20 protein-coding genes and 4 pseudogenes are annotated in these 24748 nt (G+C 71.6%); 13 read left to right on the forward strand and 11 right to left on the reverse strand.

The genetic code is table 11. The features are described from left to right. From ACYVDG_RS10520 to ACYVDG_RS10540, 5 genes and pseudogenes are all read right to left on the reverse strand, one after another. Positions 1-110 (reverse strand): annotated as a pseudogene (locus tag ACYVDG_RS10520) (IS5/IS1182 family transposase); the annotation flags it as partial. A 17-nt stretch (positions 111-127) separates the two neighbouring features. Next, positions 128-731 (reverse strand): annotated as a pseudogene (locus ACYVDG_RS10525) (transposase domain-containing protein); the annotation flags it as partial. A gap of 131 nt (positions 732-862) precedes the next feature. Further along, positions 863-1321: pseudogene (locus ACYVDG_RS10530) on the reverse strand (PepSY-associated TM helix domain-containing protein); the annotation flags it as partial. A 101-nt stretch (positions 1322-1422) separates the two neighbouring features. Beyond that, positions 1423-2616: an MFS transporter gene (locus ACYVDG_RS10535; protein ID WP_460748932.1), complete on the reverse strand. Its 1194-nt coding sequence runs from the start codon at positions 2614-2616 to the stop codon at positions 1423-1425. A 149-nt stretch (positions 2617-2765) separates the two neighbouring features. After that, positions 2766-5045: an ATP-binding cassette domain-containing protein gene (locus tag ACYVDG_RS10540; RefSeq protein WP_460748935.1), complete on the reverse strand. Its 2280-nt coding sequence runs from the start codon at positions 5043-5045 to the stop codon at positions 2766-2768. A gap of 71 nt (positions 5046-5116) precedes the next feature. On the opposite strand from ACYVDG_RS10540, the gene ACYVDG_RS10545 reads away from it, so the two are divergent. Then, a complete protein-coding gene (locus ACYVDG_RS10545) occupies positions 5117-6118 on the forward strand; it encodes a helix-turn-helix transcriptional regulator (RefSeq protein ID WP_460748938.1) in 1002 nt (333 codons plus the stop codon). Here the strand turns inward: ACYVDG_RS10545 and ACYVDG_RS10550 are convergent. Continuing rightward, positions 6069-8423 (reverse strand): penicillin acylase family protein, encoded by a 2355-nt coding sequence (locus tag ACYVDG_RS10550; RefSeq protein WP_460748940.1) that lies wholly within the window; start codon positions 8421-8423, stop codon positions 6069-6071. The two genes, ACYVDG_RS10545 and ACYVDG_RS10550, sit on opposite strands and share 50 nt — an antisense overlap. A gap of 173 nt (positions 8424-8596) precedes the next feature. Here ACYVDG_RS10550 and ACYVDG_RS10555 point away from each other — a divergent pair, with 173 nt between their 5' ends. After that, the gene (locus tag ACYVDG_RS10555; protein ID WP_460748942.1) at positions 8597-9337 is read left to right on the forward strand and encodes a thioesterase II family protein; all 741 of its coding nucleotides are present in this window, start codon (positions 8597-8599) and stop codon (positions 9335-9337) included. A 21-nt stretch (positions 9338-9358) separates the two neighbouring features. Here ACYVDG_RS10555 and ACYVDG_RS10560 read toward each other — a convergent pair whose 3' ends face one another. Beyond that, positions 9359-11188 (reverse strand): glycoside hydrolase family 13 protein, encoded by a 1830-nt coding sequence (locus tag ACYVDG_RS10560; RefSeq protein ID WP_460748945.1) that lies wholly within the window; start codon positions 11186-11188, stop codon positions 9359-9361. 198 nt (positions 11189-11386) lie between these two features. Continuing rightward, the gene (locus ACYVDG_RS10565) at positions 11387-12373 is read right to left on the reverse strand and encodes a glycoside hydrolase family 6 protein (protein ID WP_460748948.1); all 987 of its coding nucleotides are present in this window, start codon (positions 12371-12373) and stop codon (positions 11387-11389) included. A gap of 208 nt (positions 12374-12581) precedes the next feature. Between ACYVDG_RS10565 and ACYVDG_RS10570 the strand changes: the two genes are divergently transcribed. Both ACYVDG_RS10570 and ACYVDG_RS10575 read left to right on the forward strand, forming a co-directional pair. Further along, entirely contained in the window at positions 12582-13103 is a 522-nt protein-coding gene (locus ACYVDG_RS10570; RefSeq protein WP_460748951.1) for a GNAT family N-acetyltransferase, read from the forward strand. Between the two features lie 213 nt (positions 13104-13316). Then, positions 13317-13934 (forward strand): TetR/AcrR family transcriptional regulator, encoded by a 618-nt coding sequence (locus ACYVDG_RS10575; RefSeq protein WP_460748954.1) that lies wholly within the window; start codon positions 13317-13319, stop codon positions 13932-13934. A 61-nt stretch (positions 13935-13995) separates the two neighbouring features. On the opposite strand, the gene ACYVDG_RS10580 is transcribed toward ACYVDG_RS10575, so the two are convergent. Continuing rightward, on the reverse strand, positions 13996-14874 hold the full coding sequence (locus ACYVDG_RS10580; RefSeq protein ID WP_460748957.1) for an aldo/keto reductase: 879 nt from the start codon (positions 14872-14874) through the stop codon (positions 13996-13998). A gap of 219 nt (positions 14875-15093) precedes the next feature. Continuing rightward, positions 15094-15957 (reverse strand): NAD(P)H-binding protein, encoded by an 864-nt coding sequence (locus ACYVDG_RS10585; RefSeq protein ID WP_460748959.1) that lies wholly within the window; start codon positions 15955-15957, stop codon positions 15094-15096. 116 nt (positions 15958-16073) lie between these two features. Between ACYVDG_RS10585 and ACYVDG_RS10590 the strand changes: the two genes are divergently transcribed. Both ACYVDG_RS10590 and ACYVDG_RS10595 read left to right on the forward strand, forming a co-directional pair. Next, positions 16074-16652: a TetR/AcrR family transcriptional regulator gene (locus ACYVDG_RS10590; RefSeq protein ID WP_460748961.1), complete on the forward strand. Its 579-nt coding sequence runs from the start codon at positions 16074-16076 to the stop codon at positions 16650-16652. A 13-nt stretch (positions 16653-16665) separates the two neighbouring features. Then, positions 16666-16815 (forward strand): annotated as a pseudogene (locus ACYVDG_RS10595) (CGNR zinc finger domain-containing protein); the annotation flags it as partial. 17 nt (positions 16816-16832) lie between these two features. On the opposite strand, the gene ACYVDG_RS10600 reads toward ACYVDG_RS10595, so the two are convergent. Then, on the reverse strand, positions 16833-17636 hold the full coding sequence (locus tag ACYVDG_RS10600) for an IclR family transcriptional regulator domain-containing protein (RefSeq protein ID WP_460748964.1): 804 nt from the start codon (positions 17634-17636) through the stop codon (positions 16833-16835). 179 nt (positions 17637-17815) lie between these two features. Between ACYVDG_RS10600 and ACYVDG_RS10605 the strand changes: the two genes are divergently transcribed. The 7 genes from ACYVDG_RS10605 to pcaDC all read left to right on the forward strand — a co-directional run bounded on the left by ACYVDG_RS10605 (position 17816) and on the right by pcaDC (position 24720). Next, positions 17816-18670, forward strand: a complete 855-nt coding sequence (locus ACYVDG_RS10605) for a CoA transferase subunit A (protein ID WP_460748966.1) — start codon at positions 17816-17818, stop codon at positions 18668-18670. Beyond that, positions 18667-19422, forward strand: coding sequence for a CoA-transferase subunit beta (locus ACYVDG_RS10610; RefSeq protein ID WP_460748969.1), 756 nt, complete (start codon positions 18667-18669; stop codon positions 19420-19422). The genes ACYVDG_RS10605 and ACYVDG_RS10610 overlap by 4 nt, the downstream gene beginning before the upstream one ends. Before the next feature lie 108 nt (positions 19423-19530). Then, entirely contained in the window at positions 19531-20706 is a 1176-nt protein-coding gene (locus ACYVDG_RS10615; RefSeq protein ID WP_460748971.1) for a thiolase family protein, read from the forward strand. A gap of 53 nt (positions 20707-20759) precedes the next feature. Then, positions 20760-21551 carry a protocatechuate 3,4-dioxygenase subunit beta gene (gene pcaH, locus ACYVDG_RS10620; protein WP_460748973.1) on the forward strand — a complete coding sequence of 264 codons (792 nt, stop codon included), beginning with the start codon at positions 20760-20762 and terminating at the stop codon, positions 21549-21551. Further along, positions 21548-22111 (forward strand): protocatechuate 3,4-dioxygenase subunit alpha, encoded by a 564-nt coding sequence (gene pcaG / locus ACYVDG_RS10625; protein ID WP_460748975.1) that lies wholly within the window; start codon positions 21548-21550, stop codon positions 22109-22111. Before pcaH ends, pcaG begins: the two co-directional genes overlap by 4 nt. A gap of 105 nt (positions 22112-22216) precedes the next feature. Then, positions 22217-23587 carry a 3-carboxy-cis,cis-muconate cycloisomerase gene (gene pcaB / locus ACYVDG_RS10630; RefSeq protein WP_460748977.1) on the forward strand — a complete coding sequence of 457 codons (1371 nt, stop codon included), beginning with the start codon at positions 22217-22219 and terminating at the stop codon, positions 23585-23587. Further along, positions 23584-24720 (forward strand): bifunctional 3-oxoadipate enol-lactonase/4-carboxymuconolactone decarboxylase PcaDC, encoded by a 1137-nt coding sequence (pcaDC, locus tag ACYVDG_RS10635; protein ID WP_460748979.1) that lies wholly within the window; start codon positions 23584-23586, stop codon positions 24718-24720. Before pcaB ends, pcaDC begins: the two co-directional genes overlap by 4 nt. Positions 24721-24748 lie beyond the last annotated feature (28 nt).

Consider the following 24748-nt stretch of genomic DNA (forward strand, 5'->3'; position numbering starts at 1 on the left):
ATGCCCTCGTGCAGGTAACGGTAGCCAGTGGCCTGGGAGATACCGGCATCACGGGCCAGGCAGTGCACGCAACCGCGCTCACGGAACCAGCGCAGAACAAGTACCGCTTGACGGAACGGACCCAGCGGGCTTGGTCGGGTTCGCCGCTGGGGGCGGGGCTGATGGTGGCCCCTAGCAGGGAGCGGGTGCCGGTCTCGCACAGGGCGGTGACCTGCAGGCGGGGGTAGCCCTCCTCGCCGTGGGGTTGGGTGATTTTGCGTAGCCAGGCCAGGTTGCGTGGGCTGTCGGGGGCTTTGATCGAGGTGCAGGCGTCGAAGGCCACGGTGCGCCAGTGCCGGTAGCGGGTGCCGGGGGTTCTGGGTCGGCCAGGGGCACGGCGATGGTTTCGAAGAGGGTGTGGAAGGGGGCGGGTCCCAGGCGGCGGCGTAGGTGGCGTAGCGCGGCTTCGCTGGGGCGGGGCAGGGGGAGTCCGTGCAGGCCGGCGACGAGGCTGTCCCAGACGCGGGCGTATCCCACTTGGTCGAACAGGGTGAGGGCTAGGACGAAGTAGATGCCGACGCGGGAGGGCAGGGGCATTGGCGTTGCTGCCAGGTGTTGGTGCGCTTTAGGGCGTCATCGATGAGTTCGAAGGGCAGGTAGCGGGTGAGTTCGCCCAGGTGGCCGGGGGCGTAGGGGCCTTGGGCCACGGTGGTGGTGCGGGTGTGGGTGGTGGTGGCATACTGGTCGGGCAACGGGGCCTCCGGGTGCAGGTGTCTTGGTCGATTTCCTGCGTTTTATCGGAGGTCCCGTTGTTTTGTCATGGGTGCGTGGGTGTGGTGTTACGGACTTGACATCGGGCGCAGAGCGCTAACTACGCGGTCTTGAGGTGCAGCTCGCGGTGGAGCAGGTCGATCCAGGTGCGTACGGGGAGGGCACCGCTGGTCCCGTAGGTCTCGGTGACCCCCAGGACTTCGCCCTCGTGGGGGTCGACGAACACCGTCGTCTGCGTGGTGGATTCGGCGCCGGGTACGTGGAGGAGCACTCGGGTGGAGTCCTCGGGGCCGGTGGCCGGGCGGACCGAGTCCACGTGGGCCCCGGGCATTTCTGCCTCGGCGATCCGCACCTGTTCGCCCAGGGGCAGGGAGCGCTCGGCGGCGGGGACCCGTAGGAGGTCGGAGTGGAGCGCTTGCTCGAGCTGCGGGGTCCAGACGTAGAGCAGCCCGGTGACCGCAGCGACCAGGATGAAGGGCGCTACCAGCACGCCCGCGTAGAAGTGCAGCCGCAGTACCAGGGGCCTGAGCTGTGCCCAGACTCCTGGTCGTGTGCTGGGTGCCGGTTCCATGCTTGTCCTTCCCGTCGGTATCCCGGGCCGTCAGTGCCCCGGTCGCCACTGATGTCGTCCTGGGGGCCCGGGGAGTTCCCGGCGGGGGAGAGGTTTCCGGATCAGTTCGGGGAGCGCCGGTCCGCCAGGCGGGGCACCCCCGGCACCAGGAGCGGCAGCAGGCTGGTGGCCAGCCCCACTGCGGCAGCTCCGTAGAGGACGGGACGGGCGCCCACGGTCTCGGCCAGTGCGCCGGCGGCCGCGTACCCGACCGGCTCGAGTCCGAAGCTGCCCACCTGGTCGATGCTGATCACCACGCTCAGGCGGTCCTGCGGGACGGACTTCTGCAGCGCCGTGTACCAGTACACGCCGAAGAGCATGAACCCCACCCCGGCGGCGACATAGCCCGCCAGCAGCACCGGGACCGGCACGGTCTGCGCGAGGCCCAGCAGCGTCAGCGGGTAGCAGAGCACTCCCAGCAGCGACACCAGCCCGGGCCGGAGCGGGGTCCAGCGGGCGGCGACGACCCCGCCCACCAGTTGCCCGGCGGCCATGCAGGACAGGGCCAGCCCGTAGACGGGCTCGGCATAGGAGTCGGCGACCACGATCGGCAGGAGGGTGAACCCGGGGGCAAGCGTGGCTGGTGCCTGGACGGTGGCCACCGCGATGATCGCCAGGATCCACGGCCTGCGCGCTACCTCGCCCCAGCCGGCCCGCAGGCTCGCACCCGTGGTCTCCGAAGCCCGCTCGGGTGCGGGCGGCGCCTCCCGGATCCACACCAGGGCGCTGACACAGATGGCGAACAGCGCGGCGATCACCAGGAACACGGTTCGAACGTCCAGCACGGCAAGCAGGACTCCGGCCAGTGCCGGGCCCGTGACCCCGGCGGCACGTCCCACGATGTTGCGCAGGGCGTTGGCCTCCTGGAGTTGGTCGCGCGGCACGATCAGCGGCATCATCGCACCGCTGGCCGGTTCCACGACTGATCCGGCAACCCCGCTGAGCGCGGCCAGTGCGAGCAGCCACCCGCCCGCGTCGGGGCCGAGGGCGAAACCCAGCATCACCAGCAGTTGTACCGCGTCGTTGACCACCAGGGCCGACGACTTGCGAACCCGGGTGAGTAGCGCTCCGCTCAGCAGTGCGAACAACGACCCGGCGGCCCCGCGTACGCCGAGGACCAAGCCGAGCATCAGGGGCCCGTGCTCAACGAGGACCAGGCCGACCATCGCGACCGGGAGCATCTCCGATCCGAGGTCACCGGCGCCGCGGCCGCCGAGCAGGAGGCGGAACCCCCGGTTTCCCAGTGTTTGCGGCACCAGGTTTCGAGGGATGGGACGGGGCACTCCGTGACTTCCTACTTCGTGAACGGTGGAGGGCCAGTGTGTCCGAGCGGCGTGGTGGGCAGCGAAGGGTTTTCCGCCCGCTCCGGCCGCGAGGTCGCGTTGGCCCGGCGTGCCCCGGCCCGTTACCCGGCCAGGTGGGTGCGTAGGGCGTCGGCGGTCGGGCCCTCGGCCGACTCCGCCATCCGCGCGGGCGTTCCCTCGAACACCACCCGCCCGCCCTCGTGCCCGGCGCCCGGACCAAGGTCCAACACGTGGTCGGCGGCGGCCACCACGTCCATCCGGTGCTCGGCGACCACCACCGTCGCCCCTTCGTCCACCATCCGGTCGAACAGGGCGACCAGACCGGCCACGTCGCCGCCGTGCAGGCCGGTCGTGGGCTCGTCCAACACGTACAGGCGCCTGGTCCCGGCCAGTTCCCGGGCCAGCCGCAGCCGCTGGCGCTCGCCGCCGGACAGCGTATCCAGCGACTGCCCCAGGGTGAGGTAGCCCAGCCCGACCCGCTCCATGCGTTCCAGCGCCCCCGCGACCACGGAATCCCCGGCCACCGAACCCTCGAAGAACCTCCGCGCCTCCGCCGCCGTCAGCGCCAGAACCTCGGCGATGTTCCGGCCGCCCAGCGTGTACGACAGCGCCCTCGGGTTGAAGCGCAGCCCTACGCAGTCCTCGCACACGGTCTCGACGTCGTCGAGGAAGGCGAGGTCGGTGACGAGCACACCCCGGCCCCGACACGTCGGGCAGGCCCCTTTCGAGTTGGCGCTCAACCACCCCGGCGCCACCCCGTGCGCACGCGCGAACGGTCCTCGGAAAGCGTCCTGCACCCCCAGGAAGGTGACCGGGGTGGACCGCGGGCCGCCGTACAGCGACCCCTGGGACAGCACCACCGCGTCCGGCCGTACCCTGGGCAGCTCCCCGTGCACGAGAGAGCTCTTGCCCGAACCCGCCACCCCGGTGACCGCGGTCAGTACCCCGGTGGGGATACGCACGTCCACGCCGCGCAGGTTGTGCAGGCGCGCGTCCCGCACCTCCACGCTCCCGTCCGGGACGCGCGTGCGGGCGCGCACCGCACGCGCTCGGCGCAGATACCGGCCGGTGGGGGTGTCGGCCGCCCGCAAACCCTCGACCGGCCCCTCGTACACCACCAGCCCGCCGTCCCGGCCCGCCCCGGGGCCCAGGTCCACGACGTGGTCGGCCACCGCGATCACGTCGGGGTCGTGCTCCACCACGAGCACGGTGTTGCCCTTGTCGCGCAGCCGCTGCAGCAGCCCGGTCAGCCGATGCACGTCTGCGGGGTGCAGCCCGGCGCTCGGTTCGTCGAGCACGTAGGTCAGCCCGGTCAGGGACCCGCCCAGGTGGCGGACCAGCCGCACCCGCTGTGCCTCCCCGCCGGACAGCGTGGCCGAGGCGCGGTCCAGGCTCAGGTAGCCGAGCCCCACCTCCTCCAGCCCTCGGAGGCGTTCCAACAGGGAAGCGGTGACCGGGGCGACCCGCGGGTCGTGGACGGCGGCCACCGCGGAGGCGAGTCCGGTGACGGGCAGCGCGCACAGGTCGGCGATGTTGTACGGGCCGATCCGGCAGGCCAGCGCAGCCGGGTTCAGCCGGGCGCCGTCGCACGCCGGGCAGGTCCCCCGCCACACCACCCGGTCCAGCTCCGCCCGGTCGCGTGCGTTGAGCGCCGCCGCGTCCAGCAGGCTCCGGTGGATGCGGGGGATCACCCCCTCGAATACCCCGGTGACCGGGAACTCCGGGTCCGGTCGGTCGGGTCGCAGGCCTTCGGCGTGCAGCAGCAGGTCCCGCTCCTGAGCGGTGTACGCGCCCACGGGCTTCGTCCGGTCGAACAGCCCGGCGTGCACGTAGCGCTTCCACCGCCAGGAGCCCGGGGCGAAGGTACGCAGTCGGATCGCGCCGTCGTCGAGCGAGCGTTCTGGGTCGAGTAGCGCGTCCGCGTCGACCCTCCGCACGGAGCCCAACCCTTGGCACTCGGGGCACATGCCGCTCGGGTCGTTGAACGAGAAGGCGGGGGAGTAGCCCGCCCAGGGTTCACCGACGCGGGAGAACAGCAGGCGCAGAAGCGGGGCGAGGTCGGTCGCCGTCCCCACGGTTGAGCGCGCGTTGCCGCTGAATCGCCGCTGGTCCACGGCCATGGTCACCGTCAGGTTGGTCAGCCGGTCCGCGTCGGGCACGCCCAGGTGGGCCATCCGGTTGCGGGCGAAGCTGTCGTGGGCCTCGTTGAGCTGGCGTTGGGACTCGGCGGCGATCGTGCCGTACACCAGGGACGATTTGCCCGACCCAGAGACCCCGGTGAACACGGTGAGCCGGTCTCTGGGCAGGGTCAGGTCCACCCCGCGCAGGTTGTTCTGTCTGGCGCCGATCACGGTGATCCCGGGCATTGTCGTGGTGCTCATGCGGTCACGCTAGGCGGGGTTGTGGTCAGAATTCGGCCACAATTCGCCGGAGTTGGGGGAGAATGGTCGGCATGGCCGACACCAGCCAGCGGATGCTCCGCCTGCTCTCGCTCCTACAGAACGGTCGGGCCTGGTCGGGCGCGGTCCTGGCCGAGACGCTCGGTACCAGCGCCCGGTCGATGCGCCGCGATATCGACCGTCTGCGCGATCTCGGCTACCCGGTGGAGAGCCTGCGCGGGCCGGGCGGGTACTACCGGCTGGTCGCGGGCAACGCTGTGCCGCCGCTCATGTTCGAGGACGACGAGGTGGTCGCCGTGGCGCTGGGCCTGCGGATGGTCGCGGGCGGGCTCAGCGGGGTGGCGGGGGCGGAGGACGGTGCCGAACGGGCCCTCGGCAAGATCGAGCGGGTGCTCCCCTCCCGGCTGTCGCGCCGGGCCGTGGGCCTGGCCTCCGCGGTCGATCCGGGCCAACGGGTCTGGCCCGGAGCCCCGGCGGGCGTGCTCACGGCCTTGGGCGAAGCGGTCGCTGACGGCCACTGGGTGCGGATGACGCACCGGGGCCGCGACGGTACGGAGCGGCGGCGCAAGGCCGACCCCTACCGACTGGTCCTGCTGGGGCGCCGCTGGTACCTGTTCGCCTGGGACCGGGACCGGGCGGACTGGCGGTCCTTCCGGCTCGACCGGATCACCGTGGTGACGCCGACCCGTGCCGCCTTCACCCCCAGGGAACTCCCGGCCGCGGATCTGGCCGCGCACCTGGAACGGGGGTTCGGGGCAGGGGAGGATCGGTACACGGTCACGGTGCTTTTCCACGCCTCAGCGGCCGAGGTTGCCGCCTGCATCACGCGCGTGGACGGTTCCTTGGAGGCCGTCGGCCCCGACCGTTCGCGGTACACCGCCAGGGTCGACTCCTACGAGTGGATCGTCAGCGTGCTGGCCCTGACCGGCCTGGACTTCACGGTGGAGGGCCCCGACGATCTCGTCCGGTACACCGCAGAACTCTCCGCCCGGCTCGGCCGCGCGGTCACGTCCGGTCGTCCGGACCGGGGGCGGCGGGAACCAGGCGGAGGGTGACCGATCGGTGGCGGTCCACCGCCTCGCGGGAGTAGAGGAGCGGGAAGTACCGGCCCTCGGCCCACAGGTCGGTGAGGTCCCGGTGGTGGGGGCTCCGCGGGTCCCCGGACTGGCCGGGCGCGTTGACCGCCAGGGACTCGTCCCAGGCTCCGACGTCGACCACGATCCGGAAGGAAGCCCCGTGGTACTGGCGGCCGGTGCCGTCGTAGGCGGTCAGGTCCACGGTGTCCGCGCTCCCGGGGCGCGGGATCCGGTGCCCGACAGCCCATGAAGGAGGGTTCTCGGCGGCGGCGAGGGGGTGGTCGAGCCGGGCGAAGTGGCGTTCGCCCCAACGCCAGGCGTCGGAGGGCGGCCCGAGCCGCTCCGCCAGGTCCAGGTAGGCCAGGCCCAGGGATGCCGCCACCAGTGCCCTGCCCCGCGCGTCCCCCACCGACTCCGCCAGCAGGCGCAGCCCGATGCGCGGGTCGCCCGCGACGTTCTCGTCGGGGGAGACCGCGGCCACGGCCCCCGCCACCCGGTCGGGGCCGACCAGCGGCAGCAGGCGTTCGCGCAGCAGGGTCGGGCGCAGGCGGCGGCGGAACCAGTGCTCGAACAGGGTGGGCTGGGGCAGGTCCACCGCCATCGTGGCGTCCCAACCGCGCAGGAGTTCCAGCGCTTCGGCGGCCCCGGGCACTGTGTCCGTCGGTTGCGCGGGCAGCTGTTCCAGGTGTGCGAGGGCCGTGCGAGCGGCCGGGCTGACGTGGTCGTTCTGCAGGCGGCAGGCGTCCTCGACCGTCCACCCGGTCCGCGCGGAGAGTTCCTCGGCGATGCGCTCGTACCGCAGGGGCGCTGCCCAGTCCCGGGTGACGGTGAACGGCCGCCAGTCGGTGGCGCGGCCGGTGTTGTGTTCGTTGGCGGAGGCGAACCAGCCCTGCTCGGGGCGGTCCACGGCGGGCAGCTCCGCCCCGGAGTGGAACCCGGCCCACTCGTGGCTGCCGTCGCCCGGTACGGGCAGGGCACCGTCCCAGTTCGGCCGGACCGGTACCCGGCCCGCGGCGATCCAGCCGATCCCCTGGGAGTCGGCGTAGACCTGGTTCTCCCCGGGGGCGCCCCAGACCCGCATGGCGTCGCGGAAGCCGCGGCTGTCGCGCGCCCGCATGTACTGGACGCTGCCCAGGTAGGGGGCCATGCCGGGGCCGAGCCAGGCGGCGCGTACCGCGACGGCCGTCCGGCGTTCGGGGTCGGTGTGCACGACCGGGCCGTGCACGGTGAAGTTCAGCTCCACCTCACGGTCGGGTCCACCGAGGACCGGGACCCGTTCGGTGACCCTCTCGAAGTCCCGCCAGCCGTCGCCGTGCCGGTAGCGCCAGGGGGCGTCGGGGTGGAGTCCGTAGACGTACAGGTCCTCTTGGTCGATGGGGAAGATGGTGAGCCCGAAGGCCACGCGGCCGTTGTGGCCGATGGAGATCCCGGGCAGTGCGGGTTCACCGGCACCGATCACGTCGAACTCCGGGCAGCTCAGGTGCGTGAGGTAGCGGAGCGCGGGGTTGCTGACCGCTCGGTGGGGGTCGTTGGCCAGGATGGGACGGCCGCTGGCGGTCCGCTCTCCCCCGATCACCCAGTTGTTGCTGCCGTCGGGCTCACGCGCGGCCGCACTTGCGTCGGTACCGGTTCCGGTGTCGGCCCCGGACAGGTCCACGGGGGACAGAGCGAGCCGGTACACGTCCAGGACCCCGTGGTGGAGCGCGCTGAGGTCAAGGCCCTCGGGTACCTTCAACGGCCGCTCGGGTTCGCGGACCGTGCGCAGGTCCTCGGCCTCGGGTCCCAGGTCGCGCAGGGTGAGCGCGCGGGCCAGCTCCTTCTCCGCGTTCCCGTAGAGGCCGTGGGAGCGGATCCGGGCCAAGTCACCGGGCGACCACCGTCCGGGGGTGATCCCGAGCTCGGCGAACTCGGGTCCGAGCAGCTCGGGTCGGCGCTCAGTGAGTTCGACGAAGGCGTTGATCCCGGAGGTGAAGTTTTCGGCCACCTCGCGCACTCCGTCCCCGTACGCCGCCCATTCGGCGTCCATGTCACCCCGGTAGAGGAAGAGGCGGGCCGCGCGGTCCCGGTCCAGGTGGCCTTCCCCGAACACCTCCGAGAGCAGGCCGAGCCCGCGCCTTCGCCACAGGTCGAGCTGGAACATCCGGTCGCGCGCGGCCGTGAAGCCCTGCGCGACGAACACGTCGGCGCTGTCGCGGGCCCGGATATGGGGTACGCCCCAGCGGTCGACCACGACTTCGACCGGGTTGGTGAGGCCTGCGACGGTGTACGTGTGGATGCTGGACATGTCTGGCTGTCTAGCGTTCGCAGGGCCGTTGGCACAAGCCCCGATCGCGGTGCGGGGTCGACGGTGTTCTCGCTCACGTGCGGGAGCCGACCGGGGCCTCCGAGTTGCCGACAGCTTATTACCGGCTGGTAGGTTTACGTTGTTACTTGACGGTAGGAAGACGAGGGGGAGCCGTGCACGAGGGAGCCCTGACCCGGCTGAGAACCGTTCCACACTGCCGGTTCCGGCTCTTCGTCCTCCACCACGCCGGCGGTTCCCACCTGGGGTACCGCGGTTGGGTCCGCCACTTCCCCGCGGACTGGGAGATCTGCCTCCTCGACGCCCCCGGCCGGACCCGCATGTCCGCCGCGGCACCCATTCGTGAGGCCGGGGCCCTGGCCGAGTACATGCACGAGGTCATCGGCCCCGAACTCGACCGCCCTTTCGGCCTCTTCGGGCACAGCATGGGCGCGCTCGTGGCCTACGAACTCACCCGGCGCCTCACGGACACACCCCCCGCCTGGCTCGGCGCCTCCGCCTGGAGTCCCAGGCCCGGCCATGAGCACCCCGAACCCCGTCACCTCGCCTCCGCGGAGCGCCTGCGCGAGGCCATCGTCCGCATGGGCGGTACCCCCCGCAGCGCACTCGAGGACCCCGACGTGTGGTCCTACGTCGAGCCCCTGATGCGCGCCGACCTGGAACTGGTCGACACTTGGACACCGGACCCGGATGCCCCGGCGCTGCGGGTGCCGCTGTCGGTCTTCGGCGGATCCGACGACCCGGGTATGACCCCCGAGCGCCTCGCGAGCTGGTCAGACCACGTCGAGGGCGGCTACGAACACCACGTCTTCCCCGGTGGCCACTTCTACTTCACGGGGCGCACCGGAGAGCTGGTCGAGCAGATCACCAAGGACGTCGAGGCCGTCCTGGGCTGACCGGCCGAACCGGCATCGGCGTCACCCGGCAGACGTGGTGCCCACGGCCACCAGGTGTCCCGGACCCTCGGCGGCGAGCTCGACCTTGTCGTCGACCCGGAACCGCACTCCGCCGACGCGCTCCACGGTCTCCAGCCCTTCCGCGTCCAGGTCGGCGAGCGCGGTGACCCGTTCGTCGTGCGGGCCGTCAGTCAGGTGCACCAGGACCACCTGGTCGCCGAGCGAACGCAGGAAGGTCATGTGGTGCTCGCCGGCGTCCAGCCAGCGCAGGCCGCCGGTCTGGAGCGCGGGCAGCTCCTTGTGCAGGGCCAGGAGGCGCCGGTGCGCTGCGAGGACCTCCCGGTCCCAGTCCTCGGGGCGGTGCCAGGGCATCGGCCGACGGGAGTTCTCGCCGTCCCGGCCCTCCAAGCCGATCTCGTCCCCCGCGAAGACGAACGGAACCCCCGGCAGGGTGGCCTGCGCGGCCACACCCACGGCCTGGAGCACCGGATCGCCCACCACTGTGCGGAAGCGAGCGGAGTCATGGGTGCTCAGCGCGTTCACGCTGTGCGTGCGCACCCGCCAGGGCAGCCCGGCGTTGGTGGTGCGCATCGCCCGGACCGCCTCCGCGGCCCCGCTTGCGGGCAACGGGGCCGACGTGTGCGTCGCCGCGTACCGGACACCTTCCGGGCCGGTGTTCAGCCAGGCCCACACCGGCCGCGTGAAACCGGCGTAGTTCATCACCCCGTGCCAGCCGTCGTGCCGGGTGTCGGGGCCCGCGTCGTAGAAGTGCTCGGCCAGCAGCCAGGACTCGGGGGCGGCCTCGCGCATCCGCGCGGCGATCTCACCGGAGACCTCGTGGTTCACGTCCTGGGCGCCCAGCCGGCCGGTCATGTTGGCGACGTCGATGCGCCAGCCGTCCAGGCCGTCCTCACCGGTCAGCGGACCCGCCAGCACGGAGTCGTCGGCACCGTAGACGCGCTCGCGCAGCTCGGGGGAGGAGTAGTCGAGCTTGGGTAGGGACCGCACACCCAGCCAGCTGACGTAGCCGTCCGGGTGGTCGGTGAAGTAGTAGTAGCCGGCCTCCTCCGACTCCGGGTCCGCCTGGGCGGCCGTGAACCACTCGTGCCCGTCGCCGGTGTGGTTGGTGGTGAGGTCTCCCATCACCCGCATGCCGCGCGCGTGCGCCTCGCGGGTCAGAGCCTGGAGTGCCTCGTCGCCGCCGAGCAGCGGATCCACCTCGTCGAAGCTGGCAGCGTCGTAGCGGTGCGTGGAGCGGGCCGGGAAGTACGGCGTCAGGTACACCACCTCGGCACCCAGGTCGGCCAGATGGTCCAGGTGGCGGCGCACGCCCTCCAGGGTTCCGCCGAAGTACTCCTTGGCAGCGTCCGCCCCGAAGCCCGCGGGCTCGTCCTCCCAGTGCCGGGGGACCGCCCAAGCGGGGTGCTCGGCGAGCGGTGCGAGAGAGTCGTCGTCACGGGCGAAGCGGTCCGGGAAGATCTGGTAGACGGTGGTCCCGGGCACCCACGTTGGCGGGTTCGGTCCGGTGACCAGGCGGAAGTCTCCGTCGTCGGTGACCTCGTGGTCGTGTGGACCCGCCTGGTTGAGCCAGGTGTACCGGCGCCCGCGCACGATCGCGAACCGGTAGGAGGTCACCACCGGAAGCAAGGGGACCTCCACGCGGAACCAGCTCACCCCGCCCGAAGAGCGCTCGAGTTCGCCCTCCACGAGTGCGGCCTCGCCGTCCTCCACCACGCAGGCGTACACCGCGTCCGCGCCGCCCGGTATCCGTACCCGCAGGAGGGCGTGCCCCTCGTGAAGGGTCACGTAGTCGGCTGAGCCGTCGTGGTGGGGGTCGTGGCTGAAGCGCATGTGGGGACACTCCGGAGGTACTGGCAGAAAAGAACCGTCACATCATCGCAAGGAAAACGCGTCTATGCGAAAGTTTTTACGTTCGGGTTTTGCAATCCGGTCCTTACACAGCCGACCGCCGGACCCAGAACCCCGGGTCCGGCGGTCGGGCGGCACGTGCGACGGGATCCGGCCGTCGCGTGCCCGTGGGCGGGGCGGTCAGTCCTGCGCGTTCTCGGCCAGTTCGTGGGCGATGTCCGGGATGAAGGCGCCGGCATCGTCGGCGCATCCGTCGGCCTCACCCGGCAGCTTCACCCACAGGAAGCCGTCGATGGCGGGGTTTCCGGTGTCGGACGTGGTGGGGGTGCCCAGGGCTCGGCCGGGCGGGTCGCACCACTCACTGTCGTCCGCGGGGCCGTTGCCGTTGCGGCTGGTGTCCACCACGGCGGTCAGGTCCAGCCCGCTGGCCTCGATGATGGCCTCCGCGTAGGCGACCTCGTCTTCGCTGGTGCGGTAGTTGGAGGTGTTGGTGGCGATGCCGTGCGCGCTCTCGGCCGCGTTCACGCCGTCCAGGAGGTCGGCGATCTCCTCAGGGGAGTGCCAGTCCGAGTGCCCGACGTCCATGTACACGCGTGCCTGGTCCGAGCCGGCGATCAGCGCCTGCCCCGCGTAGGACAGCGAGTCCATGACTTCGGCCGGGGGCTGGCCCTCGCAGGTGCCCATGAGGGACAGCGCGTCCGGTTCCACGACGATGGTGGCCGGGCGGCCGTCCAGGCCTGCGGCGAAGTTGTCCACCCAAGCCTGGTAGGAGTCGTGGTCGGGGGCGCCGCCGTCGCTGTGGTTGCCGCAGTCCCTGCCGGGGACGTTGTAGACCACCATGATCGGTACAGTGCCGTCGGCTTCGGCGGCGCTGGCCAGGGCGTCGACCTCGGCCTGGATGCTGTCCGGGTTGTACGTGGTGAACCAGGTGGCCTGCGGGACCCCGGCGATACGCTCCTCGATCAGTGCGGCTCGGGGGTCATCGGGGTTGTCGGCGACCCATTCCGCGGCCGCGGTGTTCGGATTGACGTAGAACGCCGAGTCCTGAGCCACCTCGGGGCCCTCCTCGGTATGGGATACGGTTTCGACCGCCGTGGTGCACCCTGAGGCGAGGATGCCCAGGGTCAGTGCGGTCGCGGCACCCAGTGCCGACCAGTGCGGTTTCATGAAGTACTCCTTGCGCTGCGAGCGGGCTAGCGGGATTGGGAGCGCTCCCAGAGTGGCACCACCATAGGTGCGCCCACGCCGCCTGGGAAGGGGGTCACATGACGGTTTTCCTGCGGTACCGGGTGTCTGGAAGGCCCGGAGTGAAGGGAGTCCAGACTCTTGTGCCGCCCCCCTGTGCCGGGGGTTTGTCCCGGGTTACCGTTGTGGTATGAGCCTTGAGCTGCCAACCGAACGACTCCTGATCAGGGAGTGGGAGCTGGGCGATGCCGACGCGGCCCTGCAGATCTACGGGGCCGACGAGGTCGCGCACTGGCTGACACCGGAGTGGCAACCGGTGACCGATATCAGCGCGATGCGCTCGGTGCTACACGCCTGGATCGAGGCGGGACCGAACCTGATCCCACCCGCCGGGCGCTGGGCGATCGTCCGTGAGGAAGACGGAGAACTGGTGGGAGGGCTGTCGTTGAAGCTGCTCCCGCCCTTCGAGGAGGACTTCGAGCTGACCTGGGCGCTACGCCCCGACGTATGGGGTAACGGCTACGCCACCGAGGCGAGCCGGGCCATCATCGCTTGGGCGTTCAAGCAAGGGATCGAGGAGGTGTTCGCGGTCGCCCGCCCCCGCAACGAGCGGGCGATCGGCGTCGCACGCAGGCTCGGCATGGAGTGGGTCGGCGAGACCGAGAAGTACTACGACATGCGACTGCAGGTGTTCCGTATCCGTCCCGGTTGACCGACGGACGCGGACCATCCACAGTCACGGGGACCCACCACAGCCACCAGGGACCCACCACAGCCACAGGAGCACGACCGTCACACGCGGCCCGCCGGAAGGTGTCCTCCGGCGGGCCGTGCCCGTGCCGACGTCCGTCGTCGGGGAGGTGGCTGGAGCGCATACGCTGCTTACTCCGACACTGCGGCACGGGAACGGAAGGGGAGTCCCTTTATGGTGCTGGCCGGGGAACCCGGAAGCGGCGGGGGCAAACGGCCCGGCGGCAGGAGCGCCCGAGTGCGCGCCGCCGTGTTGGAGGCGGCGGGCGACGCGCTGGCCGAGAGCGGGGTGGACGGTCTGGACCTGACCGACGTCGCCCACCGGGCCGGGGTGGGGCGGACCACCGTCTACCGCCGCTGGGGTTCGGTGCCCGCGCTGGTAGCCGACCTGCTCGACGACATGGCCGAGCAGTCACTGTCGAGGGTGGAGACCGGCTCCCTCCTCAAAGACCTCACCGCCAACGCCCAACTGGTCCGCGAAACCCTCGCGCACCCGCGCCAGGGCCCCTTGTTCAAGGCGATCATCGCCGCGGCGACCTGTGACGAGCGCACCGCGGGTGCCCTGCACCGCTTCTACGACGTGCGCATCCGCGAATGGGCGCCCTGCGTGGAACAGGCGGTGGAGCGGGACGAGATTCCCGAGGGCACCGACGCCCACGAGGTGATCAGGGCGGTCTCCGCGCCCCTGTACTTCCGGTTGCTCGCCAGCGGAGACCTCCTGGACGAGGGCGCCGCCGACCGCAGCGCGCGGGCGGCCGTGGCGGCCGCCCGCGCTGGGGTCTACGTGCGGTGAAGCCAGGCCCGGGGCACGTGTTCCCTCAACAGGACCCGCTCCCGTAACAGGGCTCGGGTTCCTAGGACAGGGCCAGGCTGATCCGCTCGACCTCCTGCTCGGACAGCCGCAGGGCCGCGGCGGCCGTGTTCTCCTCCAAGTGCGCCACCCGCGAGGTGCCCGGGATCGGCAGCATGACCGGCGAGCGGTGCAGCAGCCAGGCCAGCGCGAGCTGCACAGGGGCCACACCGTGCTCCGCCGCGATGGCCGCCAAGGGCGACTCCGCCTTGGCCATCTCGCCCCTGCCCACCGGGGCCCAAGGCAGGAAGGCGATCCCGTCCTTCTCGCACTGCTCCAGGACGTCCTCGGACTGGCGGAAGGACGGTGCGTACTGGTTCTGCACCGAGGCGATCGGGGTGATCGCGCGGGCCGCCGACAGCTCGTCCACGCTCACCTCGCTGAGCCCGATGTGGCGGACCTTGCCCTCCTGCTGGAGCTCCATCAAGGCGCCGAGTTGGTCGGCCAGGGGCACCTCGGGGTCGACACGGTGCAGCTGCATCAAATCGAGCCGCTCCACCCCCAAGTTGCGCAGGCTCAGCTCCGCCTGCTGCTTGAGGTACTCGGGCCGGCCCAGCTTGTGCCACTGGGACGGGCCGGTACGGGCGAGCCCGGCCTTGGTTCCGATGACCAGGTCGGCAGGGTAGGGGTAGAGCGCCTCGCGGATGAGCTGCTCGCTGATCTGCGGCCCGTAGGAGTCGGCGGTGTCGATGAAGTTCACACCGAGTTCGACGGCCCGCCGCAGCACGGCCAGCGCCTCGTCCCGATTGCGGGGCGGTCCCCACACCCCCTCGCCCACGATCCGCATCGCCCCGTACCCCAGTCGGTGTACCGGTAGGTCGCCGCCCAGTCGGAGGGTGCCCGCCTGCTCTGCGATGTGCGGTGTGGCGTGTACGTCGGTCACGGTGTCCCTTCCGGTGCGGCACGAGGGCCGGGTTCGTGCCATGGTCTCAGTTCGTCGTCGGGGCGGCCCGCGTCCGCGGCCTCGTGTCGCGGGCCGTGTCCCGGCCGGGATCGGAAGGATTCCAGCAGGGGCCGGAGTCGCGCAAGGTACGCGGTTCCCCGGGCCGGTGCCGACCGGTCCCGGTACCGCGTCCACCGGGACCCGGTCGGCACCGCGCAACTACCGGAAGGCGTCGATGTGGTCGGCGACCCACTGGGCGTACGTGCGGCCGGGGCGGCCCATGACACGCTCGTAGTCCTTGGACACGATCTGGTCGAGGTCCCACGCGGCGCCCGCGTCGGCGGGGTCGGGCTCCCACAGCAGCCAGTCGCAGACCTCGGGCGGGACGCCCTGGGAGATCCAGAGCTCGCGGGCCTCGGCGAGGGCGAGGGGCACGAACGTGACCTCGCGGCCCAGGGCTCCGGCGATCACGGAGGTGCGCTGGGCGGGGGTGATGGGCTCGGGCCCGGTGAGCTCATAGGCGCGCCCGTGGTGGCCGTCCTCCAGCAGCGCGGTCGCGGCCACTTCAGAGATGTCGGCCTCGTGCACGGGCGCGCCGGGCTCGTCGCCGTTGGGTGCGCGGATCACTCCCTCGGACCGGACGGAGTCCGCGTAGGAGTCGAGGTCGTTGATCATGAACTCGCCGCCGCGCAGATGCGTCCACTCCATCCCCGAGCGCTCCAGGGCGTATTCCACCGGGCGGTGTACCTGGTGGCCGAAGCTGCCATCAGTACCGTCGCCGTCGTCCTCCACCGAGGAGGAGGACAGCAGCACGACCCGCCGGACACCCGCCGCCTCCATGCGGCGCACGATCTCAGCGGCGGTCTCGGAGTGGGGATAGAGCAGGACCGCGTCCACCCCGTCGAAGACGCCGTCGAGTGTCTCGGGCCGGTCGAGGTCGCCCGCCACCGGATCCACTCCGTCGGGGAAGACCCGGTTGGCGGGGTCACGGCTGAGCGCGCGGACGGTGGCGCCGCGTTCGATGAGCTGCGGGACTACTAGAGAGCCGACGGTTCCGCTGGCTCCGGTCACCAGGATGCGCATGGTTCGGGTTCACCTCAAGTCTGGTGTTTTGGGATTTCAGTAGATCATAATAGGACACCAGTGTCCCATCTAGGGTTCCCTACGTTCTGTTTTGGGGTGAGCGATAGGTTGTGGCCATGAGCAGCACCGAGAATCCGAGGGTCGGGGTCCGCGCCCGGACCCGCGGCGCGATCCTGCGCGCGGCCGCCACCGTTCTGGCCCAGGACCGGGGCGCCCCGTTGTCGGCCGTCGCCGAGGCGGCCGATGTGGGGCGCAGTACCCTGCACCGGTACTTCCCCGACCGTGAGGAACTGCTGGCTGCCACTTACCGGGAGGCGCTGTCCGAGATCACCAGGGTGATGGACGAGGCCCGGGTCGAGGAGGGGCCCGCGGTGGAGGCCATGCGCCGCGTGGTCGCCGCGCACGTGGAAGCGGGCGACTGGATGCTGTTCGCCTTCGGGGACCCCGCCAACGAGGCCTTCGACGAGGAGGCGGGTGAGGTCGACTCCGAACCCGAGATCCTCACCGGCCTGGTCAGGCGGGGCCAGGAAGAAGGGGCCTTCGACCCGGACGCGGAACCCGCCTGGGTGGTGCAAGTTCTGTGGGCGCTGCTGTTCACCGGCGTGGAGCGGGCCAAGCAGGGGCGGATGTCCCGGCACGCCGTGGCCCCGGCGGTGGTGAGCGTCCTCGAGCACGGGATCGCGGCCCGGGGCTGAAGCCGCCTCAGGCGCCGCCCCGGACTGCGCGCACGTCTACGCCGACTTCTCCCGCAACGGCCGCCAGCGCTACTGCTCGCCCACCTGCGGAAACCGCGACGCCGTCCGCCGCCACAGGGCCCGCGCGGCCGAGGGAGCCGAGGAGTTCGTCCAGGGGGTGTAGGGGTGCGCCCCTGCCGGTCAGCCGGTGGCGTCGCGGCGGGCCACCGAGGCGAGGTCGGCCTCGATACGGGCGGTGGTCTCCAACAGGGCGGGGAGCAGGTCGCGGCGCACGTCCTCGATCGAGGAGCGGTTGGCGTGCGCGGACACGTTGGCGGCGGCGATCACCCGTCCCTCGCCGTCGCGGATGGGTGCGGCCAGCGACCGCAGCCCTTCCTCGAGCTCCTGGTCCACGATTGCGTAGCCCTGCTCGCGCACCCGGAGGACCTCTGTGCGGAGTTCGGCGGTTTCGGTGATGGTGAACCTGGTGAGCGGCGGAAGCTTGACCCGGTCCAGGTACGCGGTGAGCCCGGCGTCGTCGTGCCCGGCCAGCAGCACCCGGCCCATGGAGGTCGCCGCCGCCGGGAAACGGGTGCCCACGGCGATGGACACGGCCATGATCCGCGAGGTCGCCACACGGGCGACGTAGAGGACGTCGTCACCCTCCAGGACCGACACCGAGGCCGATTCGTGCACCCGGGCGGACAGGTCCTCCAGGTGGGGCTGGGCGACGTCGGGCAGCCCGGCTGAGGCCACGTAGGCGTAGCCGAGCTCCAGTACGCGCGGGGTGAGGGAGAACTCTCGCCCGTCGGTGCGCACGTACCCGAGGTCGACCAGGGTCAGCAGGAAGCGCCGGGCCGCGGCGCGCGTGAGGTCCGTAGCGCGCGCGACTTCGCTGAGGGTCATGGATGGCCGTTCGGCCGAGAAGGCTCGGACGACCATGAGCCCTCGCTCCAGGGACTGAACGAAGTGGGCTCCGCGCTCGGGGGCGTCTTCGGAGGTCATGAGGCCTTCCAGTGTCGGTGGCGAGGGGTGTTGTTGCTGAGGGCGGCGGTGGTTCACGGTGATGTTCTCATACCGAACACGGGCGGGACGCCTTGACCCTTCCGGTGATCGGCGCTACGGTCATACCCAATATGTTCGCACTGTGAACACTAATTCGCTATACGAACGGGAGGGTCACCATGGTCGTGTCCCTGGGCGAGGCGGTCCGGACACTCATCCGTGACGGCGACACTGTCGCCCTCGAAGGGTTCACCCACCTCATCCCCGTGGCCGCTGGGCACGAGATCATCCGCCAGGGCCGACGTGACCTCACCTTGGTGCGGATGACGCCCGACATCGTCTATGACCAGCTCATCGGTGCCGGATGCGTCCGCAAGCTCGTCTTCTCGTGGGGCGGCAACCCGGGGGTGGGGTCGCTGCACCGATTCCGCGACGCGGTCACCGGCTCCTGGCCGGTCCCGTTGGAGATCGAGGAGCACAGCCACGCCGGGATGGCCAACCGCTACGTCGCCGGCGCCTCCGGGCTGCCGTTCGCGGTCCTGCGCGGCTACAGCGGTACGGACCTGGTCGAGAACAACCCGAACATCAAGACCGTCACCTGTCCCTTCACCGGGCAGGAACTGGCCGCGGTCCCGGCGCTCAACCCCGATGTCACCGTCATCCACGCCCAGCGCGCGGACGCCGCCGGCAACGTGCAGCTGTGGGGGATCACCGGTATCCAGAAGGAGGCCGCCCTGGCAGCCGACCGGGTCCTGGTCACGGTGGAGGAGGTCGTGGACACCCTCGACCCCGTCGCCGGCCAGGTCATCCTGCCGAGCCGGGTCGTCGACGCGGTCAGTGTCGTCCCCGGAGGCGCGGCGCCCTCCTACGCCCACGGCTACTACGAGCGCGACAACGCCGCCTACCAGGCCTGGGACGCCATCGGCCGCGACCGTGAGGCCTTCACCGCCTGGCTCGACGAGCTCATCTCGGCCAAGCCCGGCACCGAAGCCACGACCACCACCCATCCTCAGCCCGCAGGGAGAGGCGCGTGACCACTGCCACCTGGACCGCCGACGAGATCATGACCGTCACCGCGGCGCGCTCACTGCGCGACGGGATGGCCTGCTTCGTCGGGATCGGGCTTCCCAGTACAGCCGCCAACGTGGCCAGCCGCACCCACGCCCCCGACCTGTGGATGATCTACGAGTCCGGCACCCTGGGCGCGGCCCCCGACCACCTGCCGCTCTCCATCGGCGACGGGGTCCTCGCGGACACCGCGGACACCGTGGTCTCCGTTCCGGAGGTCTTCAACTACTGGCTCCAGAGCGGCCGTATCGACGCCGGTTTCCTCGGCGCCGCCCAGATCGACCGGTACGCGAATATCAACACCACCGTGATCGGTGACTACGACGACCCCAAGGTGCGCCTGCCCGGAGCGGGAGGCGCACCCGAGATCGCCGCCTCCTGCCGCGAGGTCATCGTGATCATGCGGCACAGCAAGCGGGCGTTCGTGGAGAAGGTGGACTTCGTGACTTCGGTGGGCCACGGTGCGGGCCCCGGCGACCGTGATCGGCTCGGGCTGACCGGCGCCGGTCCGATCCGGGTCATCACCGACCTCGGCGTACTCGAGCCCGACCCCGACACTCGGGAGCTCACCCTCGTCGGTGTGCACCCGGGCGTGGACGCCGACATGGTGCGCGAGGCCACCGGCTGGGAGCTGCGGGTCTCCGACGCGCTGACCAGGACTCCCGATCCCACCGACACCGAACTCTCCGTGCTCCGTTCCCTGACCGGTGCCTCCTGAACGCGGCGCGATAAGGTGCCTAACAGTGTTAGGTAATGGGCCCGGGCCCGTCACAGAGCCCGGGCCCACCCCGGCAGCGGAACCACACACCACCCAAGGAGACCCACGGTGACCGACGTCTACGTCCTCGACGCCGTACGCACCCCCTTCGGAAAGTACGGCGGCGCCCTCTCCGGCGTCCGCCCCGACGACCTCGCCGCGCACGTGGTCGGAGCCCTGACCGAACGCGCACCCGCGCTCGACCCCGCCGCTGTCGACGAGGTCCTCCTCGGCAACGCCAACGGGGCCGGCGAGGAGAACCGCAACGTCGCCCGCATGGCCACCCTGCTGGCCGGGCTGCCCACCGGCGTGCCCGGAGCCACCGTCAACCGCCTCTGCGGGTCCGGGATGGAGGCGGCCATCCAGGGCAGCCGCGCCATCCAGACCGGTGACGCCTCCCTCGTCCTGGCCGGGGGAGTGGAGTCCATGAGCCGCGCCCCCTGGGTCCTGCCCAAACCCGCCAAGGGCTTCCCCGCGGTCAACGCCACCCTGCACTCCACCACCCTCGGCTGGCGCATGGTCAACCCGCGCATGCCCGAGAAGTGGACCCTCTCCCTAGGTGAGAGCACCGAAGGACTGGCCGGTCAGCACGGCGTCAGCCGCGAGGACCAAGACGCCTTCGCCCTCAACAGCCACGCCAAGGCCGCCCGCGCCTGGGCCGACGGCGTGTTCGACGCCGAGATCGTCCAGGTCGACGGCGCTCACCTGGAACGCGACGAGAGCATCCGCGAGCCCTCAGCCGAGAAGCTCGCCGGCCTCAAGCCCGCCTTCCGAGGCGACGGCACCATCACCGCGGGCAACGCCTCGCCCCTCAACGACGGCGCAGCCGCCCTCCTGCTCGGCGACCGCGCTGCCGTCAGCACCACCGGCCTCGACCCCCTCGCCCGCGTGGTCAGCCGGGGCGTAGCCGGGGTCGACCCCGACGTGTTCGGCATCGGACCGGTCCGCGCCGCCGAGATCGCCCTCGAACGGGCCGGGATCGATTGGGACGACCTGTCCGCCGTCGAACTCAACGAAGCCTTCGCCGCCCAGTCCCTTGCCTGCGTCCGCGCCTGGAAGGGACTGGACCCCGACATCGTCAACCCCAACGGCGGGGCCATCGCCATCGGCCACCCGCTCGGCGCCTCCGGCGCGCGCGTCATCGGTTCGCTCGCCCATGAGCTGCGCCGACGCGGCGGCGGATGGGGCTTGGCCGCCCTGTGCATCGGGGTAGGCCAGGGACTGGCGGTCGTGCTGCACGCCTGAAGCCCATGGCGGGCCCCGAGCGCACCGGGGCCCGCTCCGAAAGGAACAGCCGTATGTCCACCACCTCAGACGGGGCGCGCCCCGGCCACGGTGCGGCCGCCCGCGCCGACTCCGCCGGACTCCACGTCCCCGGGTACGTCCGCGACCACGACAGCCACCCGCCGCTCGACTATCCCGGGTACAACAGCACCGCGCTGCGCCACCCCAAGCGCCCGCTCACCCTCCTCCCGCACACGCTCACCGAGATCACCTCGCCCGTTCTGGGTGAGGAACGCCTCGGAGCGTTGGACCACGACCTCACCCGCCAGCACGAGGACGAGCCCCAAGGGCAGCGGATCATCGTGCACGGGCAGGTCCGCGACAGCGACGGCACCCCCGTCCCGCACACCCTGGTGGAGGTGTGGCAGGCCAACGCCGCTGGGCGCTACCGGCACACCGGTGACACCTGGCCCGCCCCCCTGGACCCCAACTTCAGCGGGGTCGGACGGGCCCTCACCGACGCCCAGGGCCACTACCGGTTCGTCACCGTCCGGCCCGGCGCCTACCCGTGGAAGAACCACCGCAACGCCTGGCGCCCGGCCCACATCCACTTCTCCCTGTTCGGCCGGGCCTTCACCCAGCGCCTCGTCACCCAGATGTACTTCCCCGACGACCCGCTGTTCTTCCAGGACCCCATGTGGAACTCGGTCCCGGACGAGAAGGCGCGCGAGCGGATGCTCGCCCGGTTCGACTACGACAACACCGAACCCGAGTGGGCGCTGGGCTACCGCTGGGACATCGTGCTGCGCGGACGCGAGCAGACCCCGTTCGAGTCCGAGGAAGAGATTCTGGAGGACGACGAATGAGCACCCACGCCACCACCCCGTCGCAGACCGTCGGCCCCTACCTCCACATCGGCCTGCCGTGGCCCGACGGCCCCTTCGCGGTCGATGAGGGCACACCCGACGCGGTCTGGCTGCGCGGCACGGTCTACGACGGCGCGGGCGCCCCCGTCACCGACGCCCTCGTCGAGACCTGGCAGGCCGACCCCGACGGCCGCTTCGACCACCCAGACGACCCTCGCGGGGCCCGAAAGCTGCCCGGCTTCCGCGGGTTCGGCCGCTGCGAGACCGACTCCTCGGGCAGCTACGGCATCCTCACCCTCAAGCCCGGGACCGTGCCCGGCCCCACCGGGGACCAGGCGCCGCACATCGACGTCTCCGTCTTCGGGCGCGGCATGCTGCACCGGGTCGTCACCCGCCTGTACTTTCCCGAAGAGGAAGCGGCCAACGCCGCGGACCCCGTTCTCACCAGCATCGAGGACCCCGAGGCCCGGGCCACCCTCGTCGCCCGCCGGGACGGGGACGGATACCGTTTCGACATCCGTATCCAAGGCGAGCACGAGACCGTCTTCTTCGACATCTGAGCTCCGGATGATCTTGCTCCTGTCTCCACCCTCGGCCGCCGGGAGTGGAGACAGGGGCAAGATCATCGCTCATCGGGACCCACGACACCTAGCGAGGAACCATCCATGACCGGCCTGTTCGACGGTGTCCTCAACCGCGGCCCCGTCGGGCCGCTCACCGACGACACCGCCTGGGTCCAGGCCCTGCTCGACGCGGAGGCGGCGCTTGCCCGGGCCCTGGCCGACGCCGGCACCGGTCCGACCGGCCGACAGGCCGAGACGATCGCCGCCGCCTGCGTCGCGGACCGGTACAACCCGGCCGCGCTCGGCAGGGCGGCGGAACGCGGCGGCAACCCGGTCATCCCGCTGGTCGCCGAGCTCACCGAGCAGGTGCGCGCGGCCGACCCCGAGGCGGCTAGGCACGTCCACCGCGGCGCCACCAGCCAGGACATCATGGACACCGCCGCCATGCTCCTGGTCCGCGGCGCGGGCCGGGCCCTGCACACCGAACTCACCGCGCTCACCGCCGAACTGCGCGCTCTCGCGGACCGGTACCGCGCCACGCCCATGCCCGGCCGCACCCTGCTCCAACAGGCGCTGCCCACCACGTTCGGCGCGGTCGCCGCGGGGTGGGCCGAAGGGCTGACCGGGGCCGCCGACCGGCTCGACGACGTCCTCACCCACCAGCTGGCCGCCCAGCTCGGCGGCGCCGTGGGCACCCTGGCCTCGCTCGGCCCGGACGGCCCCGCCGTGGCCGCGGCCTACTCCTCCCGGCTCGACCTCCCCGAGCCCGCCCTGCCCTGGCACACCGAGCGCGGCCGCGTCACTGAGGCCGCCGCCGCTCTGGGCCGGGTGTGCGGCGCCGCCGGAACGGTCGCCCAGGACATCGTGCTGCTCGCCCAGACCGAAGTCGGCGAGGTCACCGAGGAAGGTGGGAGCGGCGTCGGAGGGTCGTCCACCATGCCGCACAAACGCAACCCGGTCGCCGCCGTCAGCGTCCTCGCCGCGGCCCGCCAGGCCCCCGGCCTGGTCTCCACCCTGTTCGCCGCGCAGATCCAGGAGCACCAACGCGCCGCCGGGTCCTGGCACACCGAGTGGCTTCCCCTCACCGACCTCCTGCGCCGCACCGGCTCCGCCGTTTCCTGGCTGCGCGTCAGCGTCGAACGCCTGCGCGTCCACCCCGACCGCATGCGCGCCAACCTGGACCACACCGCGGGCCTGGCCCTGAGCGAGCGCGTCACCACCGACCTGGCCCCCGAACTCGGCCGCATGGAGGCCCACCGCAGGGTCACCGACGCCTGCCGTGCCGCCGTCGCCGAGGACCGCGACCTCGTCGACGTCCTCGAAGACCACCTCGGCGGCCTGCGCACCCGCGACCGGATCAGGGCCCTGCTCGACCCCGCCGCCTACCTCGGCGCCGCCACCGTGTTCACCGACCGGGTGACGGGTAGGACCGGCCGAGCGACACCTACCGACAGTGAAGAAGGAACCCGATGAGCGTTGACCTCCACCACACCGAAAGCGGCCCGGCGGACGCACCGCCGCTGGTGCTCGTCGGATCCCTGGGCACCAACGGACAGATGTGGCAGCCGCAGGTCGAAGCCCTCTCCAGCGCCTTCCGGGTGATCCGGGTCGACCTGCGCGGACACGGCCAGTCACCCGCCCCCGAGGGGCCCTACAGCATGGCCGACCTCGGCGGCGACGTCCTCGCCCTCCTCGACCGGCTGGGGATCGAACGCGTCCACTACGCCGGCCTGTCCATCGGCGGGATGGTCGGCCAGTGGCTGGCGGTCAACGCCCCCCAACGGATCGACCACCTCGTCCTGCTGGCCACCACCCCGTACCCCGGGCCTGCCCAGAGCTGGCTCGACCGTGCCGCCCTGGCCCGCGACAAGGGCACCGGTGCTCTGGCCGACGCCGTGGTGGGGCGCTGGTTCACCCCGGGCTACGCGGAAGAGCACCCCCAGGACGTCGACCGGCTGCGCGGCCAGATCGTGGACACCCCCGACGAGGGCTACGCGGGATGCTGCGAGGCCATCAGCCAGCACGACGTGCGCGAGGACCTCCACCGGGTCGTCTCGCCCACCCTGGTCGTCTCCGGTGCGGAGGACCCGGCCACCCCGCCGGAGGGCCACGGGTCGGTGATCGCCGAGCGGATCCCCGGCGCCAGGTATGTCGTTCTCGACGACGCCGCCCACCTGCTCTCCTGGGAGCACGCGGCCAAGGTGAACACGCTCATCACCCAGCACCTGGCCTCCGCTGACCGGTACGGGTCCGGTATGCGGGTGCGCCGGAGCGTGCTCGGCGACACGCACGTCGACCGGGCTGAGGAGCGCAAGACCGGCTTCACGGAGCCCTTCCAGGACCTCATTACCCGTTACGCCTGGGGCGAGATCTGGACCCGCCCCGGCCTGGACCGGCGCACCCGCAGCTGCATGGTGCTGACCGCCTTGGTCGCCAAGGGCCACTGGGGTGAGCTGGCCATGCACGTGCGCGCGGCGCGGCGCAACGGCCTGACCCCGGACGAGATCGGCGAGGTGTTCCTCCAGGCAGCGATCTACTGCGGGGTCCCGGCCGCCAACAAGGCCTTCGCCATCGCCCAGGAGACCTTCGACGAGGACGCTCACTGAGCCGGTGACTGAGCCGGGGACTGTCCGA

The sequence above is a fragment of the Nocardiopsis oceani genome (assembly GCF_054777395.1).

Bases quoted from the DNA above. Each gene is read 5' to 3' on its own strand.
- ACYVDG_RS10540 (WP_460748935.1), bottom strand. From the start codon at position 5,045: ATGAGCACCACGACAATGCCCGGGATCACCGTGATCGGCGCCAGACAG.
- ACYVDG_RS10545 (WP_460748938.1), top strand. From the start codon at position 5,117: ATGGCCGACACCAGCCAGCGGATGCTCCGCCTGCTCTCGCTCCTACAG.
- ACYVDG_RS10550 (WP_460748940.1), bottom strand. From the start codon at position 8,423: ATGTCCAGCATCCACACGTACACCGTCGCAGGCCTCACCAACCCGGTC.
- ACYVDG_RS10560 (WP_460748945.1), bottom strand. From the start codon at position 11,188: ATGCGCTTCAGCCACGACCCCCACCACGACGGCTCAGCCGACTACGTG.
- ACYVDG_RS10565 (WP_460748948.1), bottom strand. From the start codon at position 12,373: ATGAAACCGCACTGGTCGGCACTGGGTGCCGCGACCGCACTGACCCTG.
- ACYVDG_RS10570 (WP_460748951.1), top strand. From the start codon at position 12,582: ATGAGCCTTGAGCTGCCAACCGAACGACTCCTGATCAGGGAGTGGGAG.
- ACYVDG_RS10575 (WP_460748954.1), top strand. From the start codon at position 13,317: ATGGTGCTGGCCGGGGAACCCGGAAGCGGCGGGGGCAAACGGCCCGGC.
- ACYVDG_RS10585 (WP_460748959.1), bottom strand. From the start codon at position 15,957: ATGCGCATCCTGGTGACCGGAGCCAGCGGAACCGTCGGCTCTCTAGTA.
- ACYVDG_RS10590 (WP_460748961.1), top strand. From the start codon at position 16,074: ATGAGCAGCACCGAGAATCCGAGGGTCGGGGTCCGCGCCCGGACCCGC.
- ACYVDG_RS10600 (WP_460748964.1), bottom strand. From the start codon at position 17,636: ATGACCTCCGAAGACGCCCCCGAGCGCGGAGCCCACTTCGTTCAGTCC.
- ACYVDG_RS10605 (WP_460748966.1), top strand. From the start codon at position 17,816: ATGGTCGTGTCCCTGGGCGAGGCGGTCCGGACACTCATCCGTGACGGC.
- pcaH (WP_460748973.1), top strand. From the start codon at position 20,760: ATGTCCACCACCTCAGACGGGGCGCGCCCCGGCCACGGTGCGGCCGCC.
- pcaG (WP_460748975.1), top strand. From the start codon at position 21,548: ATGAGCACCCACGCCACCACCCCGTCGCAGACCGTCGGCCCCTACCTC.
- pcaB (WP_460748977.1), top strand. From the start codon at position 22,217: ATGACCGGCCTGTTCGACGGTGTCCTCAACCGCGGCCCCGTCGGGCCG.
- pcaDC (WP_460748979.1), top strand. From the start codon at position 23,584: ATGAGCGTTGACCTCCACCACACCGAAAGCGGCCCGGCGGACGCACCG.